Consider the following 18328-nt stretch of genomic DNA (forward strand, 5'->3'; position numbering starts at 1 on the left):
GTAGAAGAACCCGTAGACGGATCTGACGCGACGCCGGGCTGCCCCGGCCGTGCATCGACAGGTGCCAGGCGAGGACCCGGTGCCCCAGGCACCTGGAGTCGCCGTGCTCGCGCAGGGTGGCCGGGCGGCCGCACGGAGACGTGCCACCGGGGTCTTTGGCCGTGGTGTACGAGCAGGTGAAGCGGAACCCGGTCACCATGACACCTCGAACGCCTCGGCGGCCGGCAGTTGCCTCGTCCGCGCGGCGGCCACCCGCCCGTGCAGCCATTGGATGGCGGCGCGCCGGCTGGAGCGCCAGACGTGCCACCACCGGCCCTCGTCGAGCGGCACGGAGAACCATCCCTTGAGCGCCTCTCTCGACGTGCTGTGCCTGATGACGTCGTCGAGCACGCTGCGGCGGCGGCGCATGAGGAGCCGGCGCACGCCGTTCACGAGCAGGCAGAGCCCCGAGACGCCGGCCAGGGCGATCGCGAGCCACTGCGGGAGGAACGACGGCGGGTCGTCCGCGTCCCCGGCGAACACATCGAGGAGCACGCTGGTCAGGGCGGTCGCGAAGACCGGCGAGGTGGACGCCGGCGACGATGGCGGCCGAGCTCCACCCATTTGCGCGCCTCTTCCTCGATCTTGCCGAAGACCTCGACGGTCTCCCGCAGGGCGCTGCGGTTCTGCTCGATCCGCTGCGCGGTGACGGTGTCGGAGTTGAGCGCGGCCGCCTCCTTGAGCAGGTCTCCCGCGGGCCCCTCGGCCGCGGGCCCGAGCCTCTCCATCACCACCGTGGCGCAGTTGTTGAGCAGGATCCGCGGTCACCCGGAGGCCATGAAGATCAGCGGCGCGGCCCGCCTCTCACACGGGCGGACGTACGGGGTGAGTGGTCCATGGGGGCTCCCGGAGGGCGAGGTGCATACCGTATGCCAGTTAAGAGGGACTTTTAACGACGGTCAAGCAGAAGATCGCCCGCGTCCGCCGTATCGGCCGCCGCCGGCACGGCCGCGGACGGCCCTGCGGGCACGACTCAGCGGGCGCCCGGCGCACCGTGACCCCTTTAGCCAGATATAAGCGGAAGTACGGGGGATTTCAACGTAACTTCTTGACATTGCGCCAAAAAAGGCGCGTACTTCCATCGAAAACCACCCTCACCGCACCCCCTCAGCATCAGTGATCACGATGCGACGCCCAGGCGTCCGCACCGGCCCTTTCGCCGGCATCCGAGCAGTTGCACCTCGCCCTCACGCGAGTGAGGCGCCGTCACCGATTGGGGAACCATGACCGAGGTAGGCAGAGGCATGGCGAAAAGCCTGTTCTCCCGGCGTGCCTTCACCGCATCCGCGGCGTTCGCCGCGTTCGCACCGTTAGTGGCATCGAGTCAGAGCGCGGCGGCGGTCGACAAGCCCGCCGACAAGCCCGGCAAAGGCGGCAAGGACCCCGTCGTCCGCCGGATGACCCTCTACGCCGAGCAACTGCCGGACGGCCAGCTGGGCTACGGCCTGGAGCCCGGCAAGGCCACCATCCCGGGGCCTCTGATCGAGATGGTCGAGGGCGAGACGCTCGAGATCGAGATGGTGAACAACCTCAGCGTGCCGGCCAGCCTGCATGTCCACGGGGTGGACTACGACCAGGCCAGCGACGGCACCCGGCTGACCAACAGCCTGGTGGAGCCCGGCGGGCGGCGTACGTACGTCTGGCGCACGCACGCGCCGGGCCGGCGCCCCGGCGGGAGCATCGAGCCCGGCAGCGCGGGCTACTGGCACTACCACGACCACGTCGTGGGCACCGACCACGGCACCGGCGGCATCCGGCAGGGGCTCTACGGGCCGCTCATCGTCCGCCGCAAGGGCGACACCCTGCCGGACAAGACGTTCACCGTCGTCTTCAACGACATGATGATCAACAACCGCCCCGGCCACGAGGCGCCCGAGTTCGTGGCGAAGGTCGGCGAGCGGGTCGAGTGGATCGTGATCACGCACGGCGAGTTCTACCACACGTTCCACATCCACGGGCACCGCTGGGCCGACAACCGCACCGGCCTGCTGGAGCACCCCAACGACCCGAGCCGGATCATCGACACCAAGATCACCGGACCGGCCGAGTCGTTCGGCTTCCAGGTGATCGCCGGCGAGCGCGTCGGCCCGGGGGCCTGGATGTACCACTGCCACGTCCAGAGCCACTCCGACATGGGCATGGCCGGGATCTTCATGGTGACCGACGAGAACGGCGACGTCCCCGACCACTCGGGCGGCGGCCACTCCGGCCATACGGACCACAGCGGCCACTGACAGACCTCCACCTGCGACAACCCCTCAGCCCTTCCCAGCAGGTCACGAATCACCCTCAACGCGAAGGAGCGAACGATGGCCCGAAGAGGCCTCTTACCGCCCCGAACACCCGCCTGGCGCCGCGCGCTGATCACGATGTCGAGCGCCGTGCTGCTGCTGGGGCTGGCCACCCCGGCGGCCGTACCGGCCCAGGCACAGGCACAGGAACTGGCACAGGCCCGGGTCGCGCCGCCGAAGCCGCCCGGGAAGGACTCCGTCAGCGTGCTCGTCTTCCACGGCCCGGCCGACGAGCAGGACGACCCGGTCGAGCAGGCCACGGCGGCGATCAAGGAGCTGGGCCAGAAGAACGGCTTCTCCGTCGACGTCTCGCAGGACCCGGCCGTCTTCACCGGCGACAACCTGGCGCGCTACCGCGGCGTGGTGTTCCTGTCCGCCGAGGGCGCACCGCTGAACGACGCCCAGCTGGCCGCGTTCCAGGCCTACATCAGGAACGGCGGCGGATTCGTCGGCGTGCACGACGCCGCGCGCGCCCAGGCGGACTCCTCCTGGTTCACCGAGCTGATCGGCAGCCGCCCCGCCGGCAGCCTGCCCCCGCCGGAGAAGGTGGTGGAGAGCTCGGCCAGCGGTGAGAACCCGCCGAACGAGACCAAGGACAAGCTGTTCGACGGCAACAACGACAGCAAGTGGCTGGCCCGGACGCCGACCGGGTGGGTGCAGTTCCGGCTCGAGGAGCCGGTCGCGGTGGCCCACTACGCGCTGACCTCGGCCAACGACTTCCCCGGCCGCGACCCGAAGGACTGGACGCTGCAGGGCTCGCAGAACGGCACGAACTGGACCGACCTCGACCGGCGGACCGGTGAGAGCTTCCCGCAGCGGTTCCAGACCAAGGAATACACGTTCGAGAACACCACGGCGTACCAGCACTACCGACTCAACATCACCGCGAACAGCGGCGAGCCCCTGACCCAGCTCGCCGAGATCCGGCTGTTCGGCCCCAGCGCCGGTGAGCCCCCGGAGAGCAAGCCGCAGGAGGCCGTCGTCGAGCTCATCGACCGGCAGCACCCGGCGAACAAGGGGCTGCCGTTCACGGTGAAGCGCACCGACACGTGGATGAACTGGAGCCCGAACCCGCTGGGCAAGGTCCACACGGTGGCGCAGGTCGGCGAGCACACCTACGACGCGGGCCTGAACGGCAACGGCGTCTTCCACCCGATCTCCTGGTGCCGCGACTACGACGGCGGCCGGTCGTTCTACACCGGCATGGGCGGCACGCGGGCGAGCTACACCGGAGACGAGCAGTTCCGCAGCCACCTCGGCGGCGCCATCAAGTGGGCGGCCGGGCTCGTCCGCGGCGACTGCCAGGCGACCATCGCCGCGAACTACACCACCGAGCGGCTGACCGCGCAGAACCAGCAGGGTCAGCTGGACCAGATCGGCGAGCCGCACGGCCTGACCATCGCGCCGGACGGCAAGGTCCTCTACATCGGCAAGGCGGCCTGCGCCACCGGCCCGATCGCCGACTGGAACGACCCCAAGGTCGGCCTCGGCTGCGGCACCATCCACCAGTGGGACCCGAAGACCAAGCAGGTCAAGCTGCTGACCACGCTGCCCGTCATGGGCAACCGCGGCAGCGGCGACGAGCTGGTCAAGAACGAGGAGGGCCTGATCGGCATCACGCTCGACCCGAAGTTCGCCGAGAACGGCTGGGTCTACGTCTACTGGATGCCGCACGAGTCGATCGACCGGGACCGGCGGATCGGCAAGCGCACGGTCTCCCGGTTCACCTACGACGCCGCGAAGCAGACGATCGACCAGAGCACCCGCAAGGACCTGCTGCAGTGGGACACCCAGATCCACAGCTGCTGCCACGCGGGCGGCGGCATGGCGTTCGACGAGGACGGCAACCTCTACATCGGCACCGGTGACAGCAACTCCTCCGGCGGCTCCGGCGGTTACTCCGGCAACAACTGGACCGCGGATTACAAGGGCGTGTCGTTCCAGGACGCCCGGCGCACCTCGGGCAACACCAACGACCTCAACGGCAAGATCCTGCGGATCCACCCGGAGCCCGACGGCACGTACACGATTCCCAAGGGGAACCTGTTCACCGGCGAGGAGGAGGGCGGCGGCAAGACCCGCCCGGAGATCTGGGTGATGGGCGTGCGCAACATCGCCCGCCTCGCCTGGGACAACGTCAACAACTGGATCACCGCCGGCTGGGTCGGCCCGGACGCCGGCGCCCCGAGCGAGACGTGGGGCCCGGCCAAGTACGAGACCGCGACGATCCTCACCTCCGCCGGCAACCAGGGCTGGCCGTACTGCATGGGCAACAAGCAGCCCTACCGCGACCGCAGCAACACCGACGCCACCCAGCCCGCCGAGTGGTACGACTGCGACAACCTGAAGAACACCTCGCCGCGCAACACCGGCCTGGTGGACATCCCGCCGGCGCGCTCGAACATGATCTGGTACTCGCCGCAGGGCGGCGGCCCCGTCTACCCGAAGCGGGACGACGACAGCGGCCTGCCCACGTACAAGCTGGGCGACGAGACCTTCACCATCCCCTACCTCAAGGGCGGCGGCCAGGCGGTCATGTCCGGGCCGACGTACCACCGCTCCGAGGTCGACACCGACAGCGGTGTGGCGTGGCCGGCGTACTGGGACGGCAAGTGGTTCATCGGTGACCAGTCCAACGCCAACAACCGCGTCGCCGTGACCGTCGACCCGAAGAAGGTGCCCGAGGCGGGCGCGCCCGTCTTCGGCGAGGACCTGCGCCACATCATCCAGACCGGCGGCGGCGCCACCCAGCTCCAGTCGTGGATGGACGCCAAGTTCGGCCCGGACGGGGCTCTCTACATGCTCGACTACGCGGGCGGCTTCTTCAGCCTGCACCCCAACCAGAAGCTGATCCGCATCACGTACAAGGGCGGTCCGGCGACGCCGGACCCGAGTGACGCGGTGGCGCGCCCGGTGCGGCAGAGCGACCCCAGGACGGTGGCGTTCTCCAGCACGAAGGCCGGCGGCGTGTCGTGGGAGTGGAACTTCGGCGACGGCAGCAAGCCGTCGAAGGACGCCGACCCGACGCACACCTACAAGGACTTCGGCACCTACAAGGCGACGCTGAAGGTCACCTACGCCGACGGCGAGTCGGCCACCGGCACCATCGACGTCAAGGTCGACTGCACCGCGCCCGACGCCCGGCCGACGGTCCGGCTGCTCGACACCGACACCGGCGTGCCCAACCGGGTGGCCGCGGGCGCCTGCACGCTCAACGACCTGATCGACGACGAGCGCCAGTGGAAGAACCACGGCGAGTTCGTGAGCCACCTGAACGACGTCGTGAACAACGCCCGCAAGGACGGCGTCATCGACAACCGTGAGGCGTCCACGCTGAAGAAGGCCGCCGCCGAGTCGCAGATCGGCAAGACCAACGGGTACGAGACGATCTTCGACGGGACGGCCCGGTCGCTGCAGGGCTGGACCCAGGCCCCGTCCGGGCAGTTCACCCTGCAGCCGGACGGCTCGATCCGCTCCTCGGGCGGTCTGGGCATGTTGTGGTACTCGGAGAAGGCGTACGCCGACTTCTCGCTGAGGCTGCAGTTCCGTGACATCGCGCCGGGCACGGGCCGCGCCAACACCGGCGTCTTCGTCCGCTTCCCCGACCTGAGGACGCCGCTCGACCAGCGTCCTTCGGGAAGCTGCGGAACGGTGGGCTCGGCCCGCACGTCGCCCGCCTGGGTCGCGATCTACTGCGGTCACGAGATCCAGATCTACGACGGCGACACGGGCGAGCCGCAGAAGACCGGCTCCGTCTACAACTTCTCCACCAACGGCCTGGACAAGGCGGGGGTCACCCCGAAGGGCCAGTGGAACGACTACGAGATCCGGGTGGTCGGCCAGCACTACACGATCATCCGCAACGGCAAGGTGATCAACGAGTTCGACAACACGCCGGGTAAGCAGTCGTCCCGCGCCGGCGACCCGCCCACGGACCTGCGCCAGTTCATCAGCGGGTTCGTCGGGTTGCAGAACCACGGCAACAACGACCTGATCGAATTCCGCAACATCCGGGTGCGCGAGCTCTAGGCCGGTCCACCGGCCGGGCGCCGGGCCGGGGGCGTTCCGCCCCGGGCCCGGCGTCCCACCCCAGCCGGAGCGTGCCCTTCGCCGGCACGCGCGCAGACTTTGAGAGGTGCATCGTCCATGCATGTCCCCTTGATCAGTGCCTTACGGCGGGCGCTCAAAGCCGCCGCCACGGCGCCGGGCCTGGCCGTGTTGCTGCTGGCCGCCGGGCTCCCGGCGCTCTTCCTGTCGTCGGCCGGCCAGGCCGCCGCGCAGCCGCGCCTGCAGCTGACAGCCGCCCAGGCGGACCAGGTGCTCACCTGGACCGCCGACGACAGCATGACCGCGTACAAGTCGACGCCGACCACGGCGACGGCGGGTCCCGCCACCATCGTGTTCGAGAACAGCGTGGCGACCGGCAACGTCACCGGCATGACCCACACCCTGACCTTCGACGTCTCCACCCCCGGCTACAACCACGACGTCAGGGTCAACATCCTCGCCAGCCCCATCGACGCGAACGGCGGCCGGCACGAGGTGCAGGTGAACCTCACGCCCGGCAAGTACCGCTTCTTCTGCGCGATCCCCGGCCACGGGCAGATGGTCGGCGAGCTGGTGGTCACCGACGGCGGCGGCTCGGACACGACCGCGCCGCAGGTGTCGGCGCAGGTGGCCGGCGACCAGGACGAGAACGGCGCCTACGTCGGCTCCGCGACCGTGACCGTCTCGGCGAGCGACACCGAGTCCGGGGTGGAGACGGTGGAGTACGCCCTCGACGACGCGGCCTTCGCGCCCTACACGGCGCCGGTGACGGTCAACGAAGTGGGCGCGCACACCGTGCGCTACCGGGCCACCGACGCGGCCGGCAACACCTCGGAGGTCGGCTCGGTGGCGTTCACCGTGGTGGCCCCGCAGGAGGAGGACACCACCGCCCCGCAGGTGACGGCGGAGGTCGCCGGTGACCGGAACGACGACGGCGACTACGTCGGCTCGGCGACGGTCACCATCACCGCGACCGACGCCCAGTCCGGGGTCGACACGGTGGAGTACTCGCTGAACGGCCAGCCGTACGCGCTCTACGCGCAGCCGGTCACGGTCGCCCAGCCCGGCGCGCACGTCGTGACCTACCGGGCCACCGACAAGGCGGGCAACACCTCCGACGCGGGCACGACGGAGTTCACCGTGGTGGCCGAGCAGGAGGAGGACACCACTCCCCCGCAGGTGACCGCGCAGGTGGCGGGCGACCGGAACGAGAACGGCGAGTACGTCGGCTCCGCGACGGTCACCGTCACCGCGACCGACACCGAGTCGGGGGTCGACACGGTGGAGTACTCGCTCGACAACGCGGCGTTCGCGGCCTACACGGCGCCGGTGACGGTCAACCGGGCGGGGGCGCACACCGTGCGCTACCGGGCCACCGACGAGGCGGGGAACACCTCGGAGGTCGGCTCCGTGACGTTCACCGTCGTGGTCCCCCAGGGTGAGGACACCACTCCGCCGCAGGTGACGGCGGGCATCACCGGCAGCATGGACTGGGCCTGGAACTACGTGGGCTCCGCGACGGTGACGATCACGGCGACCGACGCCGACTCGGGGGTCGAGACCGTGGAGTACTCGCTCGACGGCCAGCCGTACGCCGTCTACACGAAGGCGCTCGCGGTCACCCAGCCGGGCGCGCACACGGTGACCTACCGCGCCACCGACAAGGCGGGCAACACCTCCGCGGTGGGCACGGCCAGGTTCATGGTCGTCAAGGCCGCGCCGGGCGGGGACGGCCCGCCCGGCGAGGAGTGCCCGAAGCCCGGCAAGGGCAAGGGCAAGGACTGCAAGAAGCCGTGACCTGATCGGCCGGGCGGCCTCTCCCCTCATCCGGGGAGAGGCCGTCGGTCCGTTCGAACGGCGGGCCGCTCCTGGCGGACCCCGTGCCCCTCGGCCTGGTCGCGGTCGGCGGGGAAACGCGGGCGCGCGCCGTCCAGGCGCTCCCGGGCGCGCCGGTACAGCTGGCGCGCGGACGCCTCCTGGACGCCGAGGATGCCGGCGACCTCCCGGTGGCTGTGCCCGAACGCCTCTCGCAGGACGAACGCCGCGCGCTCGGGCGGCGTCAGCCGTTCGAGCAGGATCATGACCCCGTACGAGAGGGAGCAGGGCCAGCTCGAAGCTCTCCCGGTCGCCTTCGACCAGCCGCGAGAGCAGGACGGCGGGCGGCGGGAGGAAGCCCCAGGTCCCGGCCTGCTCGCAGTCGCGCAGCGCCCGGTCGGTGGCGGGTTCCGGGTCGGCGCCGCGCAAGTGGTCGTGCAGGGCTCTGCGGTAGGAGGCGAACGCGGAGCCGTCCTGCCGCAGGGCGTCGGAGCCGGCCAGGACGACCGGGGCCAGGTCCTCGCGGACCCCGATGATCAGCGCGAAGTTCACGGCGGTGTGCCAGGTGCCGGCGTCCACCTCGCGGTGCGCGGAGCAGACGAGCGTTCGGCCGTCGATCGTCACCTCGACGTCGGTGCCGGGCTCGGCGAGCGCGGTGCGGCACAACGCGGCCCCCGACTGGGAGGCCAGGCGCAGATTCGCCGCCTGCGCGTCCGTGACGTCGTCGGACAGTCCGGCACGGGCCAGGAACAGGAGCTCCTGGTATCTCAAGGCGGTCGAGAGCCCTCGCGGGTCCATCGGCTTCCCGCCCTCCGGCGTGAGCGCCTCCCTCGTGAACTCCTCGAACAGCGCCTCGCTCTCCGGGTGCAGGCCGCCGGGCAGGTCCGGCCGCCGCGCCACGACCGGCCCGGCGGCCGGCTCGGCGACCGCGTCCGGGCGTCTCTCCCGGCCGTACGCCCGGACCCGCGGGCCCGCGGTCTCGAAGCCGGTCACCAGCGCGCGCGGCAGATACCCGCTCTCGACCGGCGGCCTCGGCGGCGTTGCCGAGGGCGGCCTTGGCCTCCGGGGTGTCGAGGTCCGGCGTCCCGGTGGAGTGCGCGCCCAGGTGGTCGAGGAACTCCTCGCAGATCAGCCACCACCCGTACGCGGTCACCGGCCCGGCCTTGGACATCGACGCGACCATCGAGCCGATCCGGGCGGCGAACCGCTCACGGGCCGCGGCCACGGTTTCCTCGCGTATCTCGTGACGCTGTCCCCCGTACGACACAGCCACTCACCTTAGAGCGCCCGGCAGGAGGCGTGCTGGGCGTGCCCAGCACGCCTCCTGCCGGGCGCGCTTTCCCGCGTGCGAGAGTCCCGGTCCGGGAGTGATACAAGGTCTGCATGACTGAGCATCTCTACTTCCCCACCCTGCTGCGGATGATTGACGAGCGGTCCGCCGCGTTCCGCGCCACCGTCGCCGCGGCCCCCAACCTCGACGCCGACGTCCCGTCCTGCCCGGGCTGGACGCTGTACGACCTGGCGAACCCCCTCAGTGAGGGGGACCGCTTTTGGGCCTACATCGTGCTGAACACCGCGCCCGGCGACGAGCGGCCGAGCAAGGACGGGCTGGCGGCGCCCAGGGAGCGCAAGGCCCTCATAACCTGGCTGGCCGACTCGACGGAGCAGCTGCTTACTGCTCTGCGCGAGGCCGGCCCGGACCGGGGCTGCTGGGCCGCTGGCCTCGCCGCACACGGTGGCCGCCGTGGCCCGCCGCCGCGTCCCAGAGTCGCTGATCCACACCTACGACGCCCAGCTGGCCTCCGGTACCCCGCAGGAGCTGCCGACGACCGAGGCGGGCGACGCCATCGAGGAATTCCTCGCCACCGTCTGCCACCGGCACGATCCCGTGGCCGGGCGAGCCCGCCACCATGGACTACCACGCAGCCGAGGCTGGCTCCTGGCGCCAGACGGTGGACGCCACCGGTTCTCGCTTCACCCGCCTCACCGCGGCGGAGGCCGCCGAGAGCAAACCCACCGCCGCCATCTACGGCACGGCGAGCGAGATGGCCCTGCTCATGTACAAGCGCATCCCGGCCGGCTCGCTGCGGATGGAGGGCGACGCCGACCCTGCTCCAGCAGCTGCAGGACTGGGACTAAGACCGACCAGCAAATGGATCACTTGAGGCGTCGGGTGGTGGGGCGGCCGTCCCAGCGGTAGCGCGGGGTCGCGCGGCGGATGAGCATACGCAGCGTGACGATCGCTGCGGACATCCGGTGATCACTGAGCGTAGAGAACTCCATGATCACCTGGGCTCGTGCCTGCTCGGCATCCGGGGGCGTGCTGGGCACGCCCAGCACGCCTACTGCCGGGCGCTCTTAAACCGAAATATCGGGATAAGGGTTAGCTGTGGGCCTTCGCCCGGCGGATGAGCGTGGCCGCCGCGGAGACCAGGGCCATCGCCGTGGCCAGCGCGAAGACCACCACCAGGCCGTCGTGGAACGGCCCCGAGATCAGCTCCGGGAAGAACCGGCGGCCGGTGACCACGTCGGCGTGGGCCGAGGGCAGGTCGCCGAGGAGGCCGGGCCCGAGCAGGTGCTCGATCGGGTTGTAGCCGAGGAACGCGGCGAACAACACCCCCACCGGCGGCAGCTCCGCGACGGAGTGGGCGGCATTGGCCGGCACCCCCTGCGCGGTGAGCCCGGTGCTGAGGACGTCCGGCAACGAGTCGGACAATCCGGCCACCATGAGGCAGAAGAAGACCCCCATGGACAGCACGGTGCCGGCGTTCTGGAAGGTGGAGCGCATGCCGGAGGCGGCGCCGCGGGCCTCCGCCGGGACGCTGGACATGATGATCGAGGTGTTCGGGGCGGAGAACAGGCCGCCGCCGACCCCGTTCAGGAAGACCAGCAGCGCGAAAGCCGGATAGCCGAAGTCGGTGGGCAGCAGCAGGAGCCCCACGAAGGAGACCGCCATCACCAGGCAGCCGGCGGCGGCGAACGGCCGCACGCCGTACCGGTCGGACAGATGCCCGGAGACCGGTCCGGCCGCCCGGAAGCCGATGGTGAGCGGCAGCAGGTAGATGCCGGCCCACAGGGGGGTGTCGGCGTAGTCGTAGCCGCGCAGCGGCAGCCAGATGCCCTGCAACCAGATGATCAGCATGAACTGCAGGCCGCCGCGGGCCATGGCGGTCAGCAGGGTGGCCGCGTTCCCGCCGGCGAAGGCCGTGCTGCGGAACAGGCTCAGCCGGAACAGCGGCTCGGCGGTCCGCGTCTCCACCAGGCAGAAGACGGCGAGCATCGCCACGCCGCCGGCGGAGCGTCCACAGCAGATAGCCGACGTTCCCGGGCCGCAGCGGGTCGAGCCGGATGCCCGTGAAGATCACCGGCAGCGAGATCAGCACGATGGAGCCGTTGATGGAGGCGATCAGACCCCGAGGGTGGTGTTGGTCAGCGCCACCCACTTGTAGCGGGGGTGGTCGGCGGCGATCCAGGTGCGGCGGACGCGCGGCCGACGGGCGTTCCGGTCTGTCGTCCCGTGGGTCACCATGTCACGGGCAGCTCGTAGACCCCGTAGATGAACCCGTCGTGCTTGAACGGGATCCGGTCGAGGTCCACGGCCGGTCGCAGCGAGGGGACGCGCCGGTAGAGCGTGCCGTAGACGACCTGCAGCTCGACGCGGGCCAGCGGCTGACCGAGGCACTGGTGCACCCCGAAGCCGAACGCGACGTGGTGGCGCGCGCTGCGGTGCAGGTCGAGCCGGTCGGGGTCGGGGAAGGCGGCCGGGTCGCGGTTGCCGACGTCGGTGGCCAGGATGACCCCCTCGCCGGCGCGGATGGTCTGCCCGCCGATCTCGATGTCCTCCAGGGCCACCCGGCGCCGCCCGGTCGCCACGATGGTCAGGTAGCGCAGGAGCTCCTCCACCGCCCCGGCGACCAGCGCCGGATCGTCGCTCTCGCGCAGCTCGGCCAGCCGCTCGGGGTGGTGCAGCAGCGCGAGGGTGCCCAGCGCGATCATGTTGGCGGTGGTCTCGTGGCCGGCGATCAGGAGCAGCCGCCCGATGGAGGCCGCCTCGCCCCGGGTCAGCTCGCCCGTGGCGACGCGCCTGACGGCCAGCTCCGAGAGCAGGTCGTCCCCGGGGTGCGCGAGCTTGGCGGCGACCAGCTCGTCGAGGTAGTCGAGCAGCCGCTGCTGCGCCACCAGGGCCTGCTCCGGCGGCGTGTCGTTCTTGACCAGGAGCCGGCTCTGGGCCTGGAAGAACTCGTGGTCGGCGTACGGGACGCCGAGCAGTTCGCAGATCACCCGCGACGGCACCGGCAGCGCGAACGCCTCGACGAGGTCCGCCGGGTTCGGGCCGGCCAGCATCTCGTCGAGCTGGGCGTCCACGATCGCCTGGATGGCCGGGCGCAGCGCCTCGACGCGCCTGATGGAGAACGGCGCGGTGACCGTCCGGCGCAGGCGGGCGTGCTCGGGGTTGTCCATGGTGAGGAACGTCTGCGTCTGCCGCCGCAGCTCCTTCTGGGACGGGCTCTGGTACGGGTAGTGCGAGTTGCCGCTGTCGGCGCTGATGCGCCGGTCGGCCAGCAGCGCCCGCTGGTCGTCGTACCGGGTGACCAGCCAGGGGGTGCTGCCGTCCCAGATCCGGACGCGGGTGATGGGCGCCTCGGCCTGCAGCTCCCGCAGGCGCGGCGGCGGGTCGAACGGGCAGCCGGGCGCGCGGCGCATCGGGTAGTCCTCGGCCGCGGCGGACCGGGTGGTGGTTTCCGGGTTGGCGGTCATGGTGCCTTCCCTCTTCTCCGGTGATGAACGTGACGGGGGCGGCCGGTGGTCGTGGCGCCTCAAGGGCCGTCGCCCGCTGTGCCGGGACCGGCGGTCACGGGCTCATGGCGCCTCAGGCGCCGGTGGTCGCCTTCTGGGGCGTAAGCCGGGCGGCGGTGGGCGCCTTCTGGGCGGCGGCGTCGGAGAGCAGCCGCCGGATCGCGGGGCGCGCGGCGCGCATGGCCGCGTCCAGGACCTCCCGCTCCGCCGGCGACAACTCCGACAGCAGCTCGGCCAGCCGGTCGCGCTGGGCCTGCCGGTGCTCCTCCAGCAGGCTCCGGCCGGCGTCGGTGACGGTGACCAGGACGACCCGCGCGTCCTGCGGCTCGCCCACCCTCCGCGCCAGCCCCAGCTGCTCCAGCCGCTTGACCACCTGGGTCATCGACGGCTGCGCGATGCTCTCCGCCGCCGCCAGCGTCGTGAGCCGCAGCGGCCCTTCCCTGTCGAGCCTGGAGAGCGTGGACAGCGCGGTGATGTTGAGGTCCCCGTACACCGACAGGTGACGCAGCACCAGCCGTGCCACCTCTCTGAACGCGTCGGCCATGTCGGCGGCGTCAGCGCGCATAACAGCACCACGTCCTCCAGTCTCGGGTGGTGCCCTCCGGACCCACGTCCGGGGAGACGCCTACTTTCGTCGTATCACCGGCCTATATAGGATATCTATCTAAATCAGGCAAAACCCGGATAAATCACCTTTTAGTACGGTCAGGGCCGTGCGCGGCACACTCTCTCGTTATGGCCGGATCGAGGGCTGAACCGGGGCGGACGGGGGTCGCGTACCTCCGGGCAATTCAACGCCCGGGAGAGCCGTCATGACCGTCCGTCCCCTGCTCATCGCACTCGTCGTCACCCTGCCCCTGCCCGCCACCGCCGCGCAGGCCGCCTCACGCGCCGCCGTGCCGGACTGCGGGCGCAAATACACCCACCAGGTCGCGGGGAAAATCAAAGTCATCATGCAGCGGCGCGGCGGAGGCGTCACGAACGGAAAACGCTGGATCGGATATTACGTCGAGACACAGGTGCCGCTCGCCGGGGCGGAGGGCGTGCTCAACAGGACCGGCGCCAGAGGCGTACACCAACGGACCTGGGGCAAGCAGTACAACGAGAACAGATATCGCTGGATCCAGAACAAGGTGTCATGGACGACGCCGGGCAAGAATCAATGGGAGGTCCATTACAATATCAAGCTCGAGCCCGGCTCCCAGGTGAGAAACGAAGGGCAGCTCATCGTGGCGGGCTACAATGGCTACGTTGCCGCCGCATGGTTTTCCTGCTGGGCCCGCTGATATCAGCCGAAGCCAGATCGGATCACAAGCACGTGTCCAAGACAGAGCTGATCTCCCTCGTCCTCGACGGCGCGCGGCCGATGGCACGCCGGCTCCCTCCCCCGGGGGAGGTCGTCGCCGTCGCCCGCTGGCGCGCCGCCGAGGGCCTCGGAGCAGTGCTGTTCATCCGGCGTCGCCGGGACGGGTCGCCGGCGTCCGAGCTGTCCGTCGCGGTGCGCGACTCCGCGGGACAATGGCGTGACCTGGAGCTGGATTCGGGGGCGAGCGGTTATCCGGATATATTCTCCGAGCCCGTCGGCCCGTCCGACGCCGTCTGTCTGGGAATGACCGAGACGCTCATTTCCGAGGCTGATTTCCAGGGTGGCGCGACGACGTCCGTGAGACTTCTCGAATTGTCCGTCGGGAGTGCGATCACGTCTGTCACGTGCACAACCGGATTTGCCACGACCGTCCAGGAGATATCGCCGCCGGGCATATGTCTCGCGGGCGTCCTGGGAGAAGAAAGCGCGACCGTCGAAGTGCGGTCCGACGGCGACGTCGTGCACGTCATTCCCGTCCCCGAGTCCACCGTCGGATGAGGCGGAAAAGCCCCATCAGTGCAAAGTAGCGAGCTGGGCGCGGTCGAAGGGTCTGAGGTCGGCCGTACGTCCGGCCAGGATCTTGGCGGCCCAGCCCGGGTCGCCCAGCAGGGCGCGGCCGACCGCCACGAGGTCGAACTCGTCGCGCTCCATCCGCTCCAGCAGCCGGTCGAGGCCGTCGACACCGCTCGGCTCGCCCTCCACCGCCTTGGTGAACTCGTTGTCGAGCCCCACCGAGCCGACGCCGATGGCGGCCTTGCCGGTGAGCTTCTTCGCCCAGCCCGCGAGGTTCAGGTCCGAGCCGTCGAACTCCGGCAGCCAGTAACGCCGGGTGGAGCAGTGGAACGCGTCGGCCCCCGCCTCCGCCATCGGCGCGAGAACGCCCTCCAGCTCGCGCGGTGAGGTGGCGATCCGCGCCGTGTAGTGGCCCACCTTCCACTGGGACATCCGCAGGACGATGGGGAAATCGGCCGACACTGCCTGCCGGCAGGCCGCCACGACCTCGGCGGCGAACCGCGCCCGCGACGCGGCCGCACCGCCGTAGGCGTCGGTGCGCCGGTTCGTCCGTGCCCAGAGGAACTGGTCGATGAGGTAGCCGTGGGCTCCGTGGAGCTCGACGCCGTCGAAGCCGAGCGCCTCGGCCGCGGCGGCTCCCGCGGCGTAGGCGGCGATCACGTCGTCCACGTCCGCCGTCGTCATCGCCCGGCCCGGCTCCGAGCCGTCCAGGGGGACGCCCGAGGGGCCGATGCGCGGCGCGCCTGGAACCGGCGGGGCCCCCGCGACGCGGGCCATGCCGACGTGCCACAGCTGCGGCATGATCAGCCCGCCGGCCCGGTGGACGGCGTCCGCCACGCGAGCCCAGCCCGCGAGCGCGTCCTCGCCGTGGAAGCGGGGAACGCGGTCACGGGTGCCCGCCGAAGGATGCGCGACGTACGCCCCCTCCGTGATGATCAGCCCGACCCCGCCCTCGGCCCGGCGGGCGTAGTAGCGCGCCACGTCCGCGCCGGGCACACCACCGGGGCAGAACTCCCGGGTCATCGGCGCCATCACGATCCGGTTGGCGACCACCCGCCCGCCCAGGAAGAACGGGCGCAGGAGCACCTCCCTGGCACGCACGGCCGCACTGCTCGACATGAGATCATCACCTTCCGTCACGGAGTTCCACGCTACGTGACTAGGTCGGTGCAGATCTCATGGCGGGGCGGTCGGCAACGCAAAACCGGCGCGCTCACCCCGCGGCGGGCGGCCGCCAGGGCCAGCGGCCCTCCAGCTCCACCTCCAGAGAGAAGCTGAGAAACGTCCGCACGAGGACGATCACCGCGAGGACGCCGACGCTCGTGAACGTCGGAGAGATCGCGACCGTCCGGATGATGTCCGCGGCGACGAGGAACTCGAGCCCCAGCAGGATCGCCCGCCCGAGCCCCTTGCGGTACCCCTGGTAGGCGTCCTGGGCGGGACGCCGCAGCAGCAGCCGGTAACCGAACCGGCAGGTCGCCACCAGCGCCCCCACCACGATGACGGCGACGCCGGCCATGTCGACCGCCTGACCGGCCATCTCGATGACGGGCTTCAGATCCATCGTGCGTCCTCGGGCCGGCGTCTTCCGTTACGCCCGCGGGGCGTCAGCTGATCGCGTCGAGGAGCCGCTGGCAGGCGCTCGCGCAGTTGCGGCACGCCTGGGCGCACAGCCGGCAGTGCTCGTGCAGGTCGGCGTGCCGTTCGCACTCCTCCGCGCAGCTGGTGCAGGCCTGGATGCACGCCTGCAGCTGGGCGCGGGTGATGTTGGCGTCGTAGCCCGTGTGGCGCGACAGCACGCGGGCGGTCGCCTCGCAGATGTCGGCGCAGTCCAGATCGGTGCGGACGCACTTGCGCAGCCGGTCGATGTCCTGCTCGCTCAGGCAGGCGTCGGCGCAGGCCGTGCACGTCTCCGCGCAGTCGACGAGCGCCTGGACCGTGTCGGCGATCTGGCCGCGGTCGAGGTTGATCTCGGCTGGGTAGGTGTCGATCATTTCACGTACCGGCATGACAGAACATCCCTTCTGTGCCTTCGTGCCTGCCCTACCCTCCCTGACCGGCCGAAACGGCGGCCGGCGGCTGATCAGGCGAGCCGGCGTCCCAGATCCGGGGGAGCGTCGCAGCACATGGTGGCGGGATCGGCGAGACGCAGGGCGAGCAGCGCGACGTCGTCGGTGAAGTCGTCGCCGCGGTGCGCCAGCAGGCGGTCGCACATCTCCTCGACGGGCAGGTGGCGCAGCTCGCCGACGGACCGGGCCAGGGCGGCCATGCCCTCGTCGAGGCCGTGCACGGGATCCTCGACGAGCCCGTCCGTGTAGAACACCAGCGTGGAGCCGGCGTGGACGATCTGCTCGTAGTCCGGCCGGGACAGCTCGGGGGTCACCCCGAGGGGATGGCCGCCGTCGACCCACAGGTAGCGGACGGGACCGTCGGGGGGCACCAGCAGCGGGGGCGGATGCCCGGCGCTCGCCCACCGCATGAGCCACTCGTCCTCGGTGTGTCTTTCCAGGCGAGCCAGCAGCACGGTGGCCATCGGGCCGCCGTGCAGGCCGTGCAGCACCTCGTCCAGCCGTTGCAGGATGCGCGAGGGCGGCTCGCACTGTTCGTAGGCGATCACCCGCAGCATGTTGGAGATCTGGCTCATGACGGTGGCCGACCTCAGGTCGTGGCCCATCACGTCGCCGACCATCAGGCAGGGCACGCCGTCGGGCAGCATGATCGCGTCGTACCAGTCGCCGCCGACCCGCGGGACGGAGCTGGAGGGGCGGTACCGCGCGCACGCCTGGACGCCGCGCAAGTCGGCCACCTCGGGGAGCAGGCTCCGCTGGAAGTCCTCGGTGCTGCGCCTGATCCGCGCGTACAGGCGGGCGTTCTCGATGGCGACGCCGGCCGCGCTCGCCAGAGCGGCGATGATCCGCTCGTCGTCGTCGGTAAACGGCCCGCCGGCGCGTTTGTCCGCGAAGTACATGTTGCCGTACACCGTGCCGCGGACCAGGATGGGCGTCCCCAGCAGGGTGTGCATCACCGGGTGCCCGGCGGGGAAGTCCCGGAAGCTCGGATGGGCCTGCACGTTCTCCACCTTCAGCGGCCGGGGATGCTCCACCAGCTCCGCCAGCAGGCCGTGGTTGGTCGGCAGCCGCCCGATCGCGTCGTACACCTCCTGGGTGACGCCGCACGTGAACAGGTCGGAGAACTCGCCTTCGTCGTTCAGCACGCCGAGTGCGCCGTACTGGGCGTCCACCAGGTCGGCGGAGACCTCCACGATGGTGCGGAGCGCCGCGTCCAGCTCCAGCTCCGAACTGATAGCGAGCACAGCCTCCAGCAGCCGGGCCATCCGGCCGTGCAGGTGCTGGATCTGCCTCAGGCCCTCCTGCATCCGCTGCAGATCCTCGGCACCCAGCGGCCCGAGAGCCCCGCCGAACGCGCCGCCATCCCGCTCCCGCGGTCGCTGCCCGCCCAC

Annotated in this window: 17 protein-coding genes and 3 pseudogenes; 7 read left to right on the forward strand and 13 right to left on the reverse strand. The window is 70.8% G+C overall.

Annotated elements, in window-relative coordinates:
• Positions 1-192: 192 nt before the first annotated feature.
• The gene (locus tag C1J01_RS21135; RefSeq protein ID WP_111180714.1) at positions 193-534 is read right to left on the reverse strand and encodes a hypothetical protein; all 342 of its coding nucleotides are present in this window, start codon (positions 532-534) and stop codon (positions 193-195) included.
• Between the two features lie 5 nt (positions 535-539).
• Positions 540-767 (reverse strand): hypothetical protein, encoded by a 228-nt coding sequence (locus C1J01_RS21140; RefSeq protein ID WP_146615676.1) that lies wholly within the window; start codon positions 765-767, stop codon positions 540-542.
• A 516-nt stretch (positions 768-1283) separates the two neighbouring features.
• On the opposite strand from C1J01_RS21140, the gene C1J01_RS21145 reads away from it, so the two are divergent.
• The 3 genes from C1J01_RS21145 (at position 1284) to C1J01_RS21155 (ending at position 8174) form a co-directional block, all read left to right on the forward strand.
• A complete protein-coding gene (locus tag C1J01_RS21145; protein ID WP_111180716.1) occupies positions 1284-2273 on the forward strand; it encodes a multicopper oxidase domain-containing protein in 990 nt (329 codons plus the stop codon).
• A gap of 75 nt (positions 2274-2348) precedes the next feature.
• Positions 2349-6359, forward strand: a complete 4011-nt coding sequence (locus tag C1J01_RS21150; protein WP_111180717.1) for a ThuA domain-containing protein — start codon at positions 2349-2351, stop codon at positions 6357-6359.
• Positions 6360-6476: 117 nt separating this feature from the next.
• Positions 6477-8174 (forward strand): OmpL47-type beta-barrel domain-containing protein, encoded by a 1698-nt coding sequence (locus C1J01_RS21155; protein WP_111180718.1) that lies wholly within the window; start codon positions 6477-6479, stop codon positions 8172-8174.
• Positions 8175-8200: 26 nt separating this feature from the next.
• On the opposite strand, the gene C1J01_RS21160 is transcribed toward C1J01_RS21155, so the two are convergent.
• A complete protein-coding gene (locus C1J01_RS21160) occupies positions 8201-8458 on the reverse strand; it encodes a sigma factor-like helix-turn-helix DNA-binding protein (RefSeq protein WP_111180719.1) in 258 nt (85 codons plus the stop codon).
• 25 nt (positions 8459-8483) lie between these two features.
• Positions 8484-8990: pseudogene (locus C1J01_RS53790) on the reverse strand (Imm49 family immunity protein); the annotation flags it as partial.
• A 621-nt stretch (positions 8991-9611) separates the two neighbouring features.
• Here C1J01_RS53790 and C1J01_RS53795 point away from each other — a divergent pair.
• Both C1J01_RS53795 and C1J01_RS52280 read left to right on the forward strand, forming a co-directional pair.
• A pseudogene (locus tag C1J01_RS53795) lies at positions 9612-9902 on the forward strand (maleylpyruvate isomerase N-terminal domain-containing protein); the annotation flags it as partial.
• Positions 9903-10102: 200 nt separating this feature from the next.
• Complete coding sequence (locus tag C1J01_RS52280) at positions 10103-10357, forward strand: hypothetical protein (RefSeq protein WP_235854573.1); 255 nt, start codon at positions 10103-10105, stop codon at positions 10355-10357.
• Here C1J01_RS52280 and C1J01_RS21180 read toward each other — a convergent pair.
• The 5 genes and pseudogenes from C1J01_RS21180 to C1J01_RS21195 form a co-directional block, all read right to left on the reverse strand.
• Positions 10350-10445 (reverse strand): annotated as a pseudogene (locus C1J01_RS21180) (IS5/IS1182 family transposase); the annotation flags it as partial. The gene C1J01_RS52280 and the pseudogene C1J01_RS21180 sit on opposite strands and share 8 nt — an antisense overlap.
• A 130-nt stretch (positions 10446-10575) precedes the next feature.
• Complete coding sequence (locus tag C1J01_RS21185) at positions 10576-11472, reverse strand: MFS transporter (RefSeq protein ID WP_220040017.1); 897 nt, start codon at positions 11470-11472, stop codon at positions 10576-10578.
• A gap of 126 nt (positions 11473-11598) precedes the next feature.
• Positions 11599-11721: a hypothetical protein gene (locus C1J01_RS53150; protein ID WP_268958733.1), complete on the reverse strand. Its 123-nt coding sequence runs from the start codon at positions 11719-11721 to the stop codon at positions 11599-11601.
• Entirely contained in the window at positions 11715-12950 is a 1236-nt protein-coding gene (locus C1J01_RS21190; protein ID WP_111180721.1) for a cytochrome P450, read from the reverse strand. The genes C1J01_RS53150 and C1J01_RS21190 overlap by 7 nt, the downstream gene beginning before the upstream one ends.
• Positions 12951-13062: 112 nt before the next feature.
• Positions 13063-13554, reverse strand: a complete 492-nt coding sequence (locus tag C1J01_RS21195) for a MarR family winged helix-turn-helix transcriptional regulator (protein ID WP_111180722.1) — start codon at positions 13552-13554, stop codon at positions 13063-13065.
• A 247-nt stretch (positions 13555-13801) separates the two neighbouring features.
• Here C1J01_RS21195 and C1J01_RS21200 point away from each other — a divergent pair, with 247 nt between their 5' ends.
• Entirely contained in the window at positions 13802-14275 is a 474-nt protein-coding gene (locus C1J01_RS21200; protein ID WP_111180723.1) for a hypothetical protein, read from the forward strand.
• Positions 14251-14853 (forward strand): hypothetical protein, encoded by a 603-nt coding sequence (locus C1J01_RS21205; protein ID WP_146615677.1) that lies wholly within the window; start codon positions 14251-14253, stop codon positions 14851-14853. The genes C1J01_RS21200 and C1J01_RS21205 overlap by 25 nt, the downstream gene beginning before the upstream one ends.
• Before the next feature lie 15 nt (positions 14854-14868).
• On the opposite strand, the gene C1J01_RS21210 is transcribed toward C1J01_RS21205, so the two are convergent.
• The 4 genes from C1J01_RS21210 to C1J01_RS21225 form a co-directional block, all read right to left on the reverse strand.
• Positions 14869-15987, reverse strand: a complete 1119-nt coding sequence (locus tag C1J01_RS21210) for an NADH:flavin oxidoreductase (protein ID WP_111180725.1) — start codon at positions 15985-15987, stop codon at positions 14869-14871.
• 94 nt (positions 15988-16081) lie between these two features.
• Complete coding sequence (locus tag C1J01_RS21215; RefSeq protein WP_111180726.1) at positions 16082-16432, reverse strand: DUF1622 domain-containing protein; 351 nt, start codon at positions 16430-16432, stop codon at positions 16082-16084.
• Between the two features lie 43 nt (positions 16433-16475).
• Positions 16476-16877 (reverse strand): four-helix bundle copper-binding protein, encoded by a 402-nt coding sequence (locus C1J01_RS21220; protein WP_111180727.1) that lies wholly within the window; start codon positions 16875-16877, stop codon positions 16476-16478.
• A 74-nt stretch (positions 16878-16951) separates the two neighbouring features.
• A partial coding sequence (locus C1J01_RS21225; protein ID WP_220040015.1) for a PP2C family protein-serine/threonine phosphatase occupies positions 16952-18328 on the reverse strand: 1377 nt, incomplete at its 5' end.

Origin of the sequence: Nonomuraea aridisoli (assembly GCF_003236395.1) — a bacterium.
Lineage (GTDB): Bacteria > Actinomycetota > Actinomycetes > Streptosporangiales > Streptosporangiaceae > Nonomuraea > Nonomuraea aridisoli.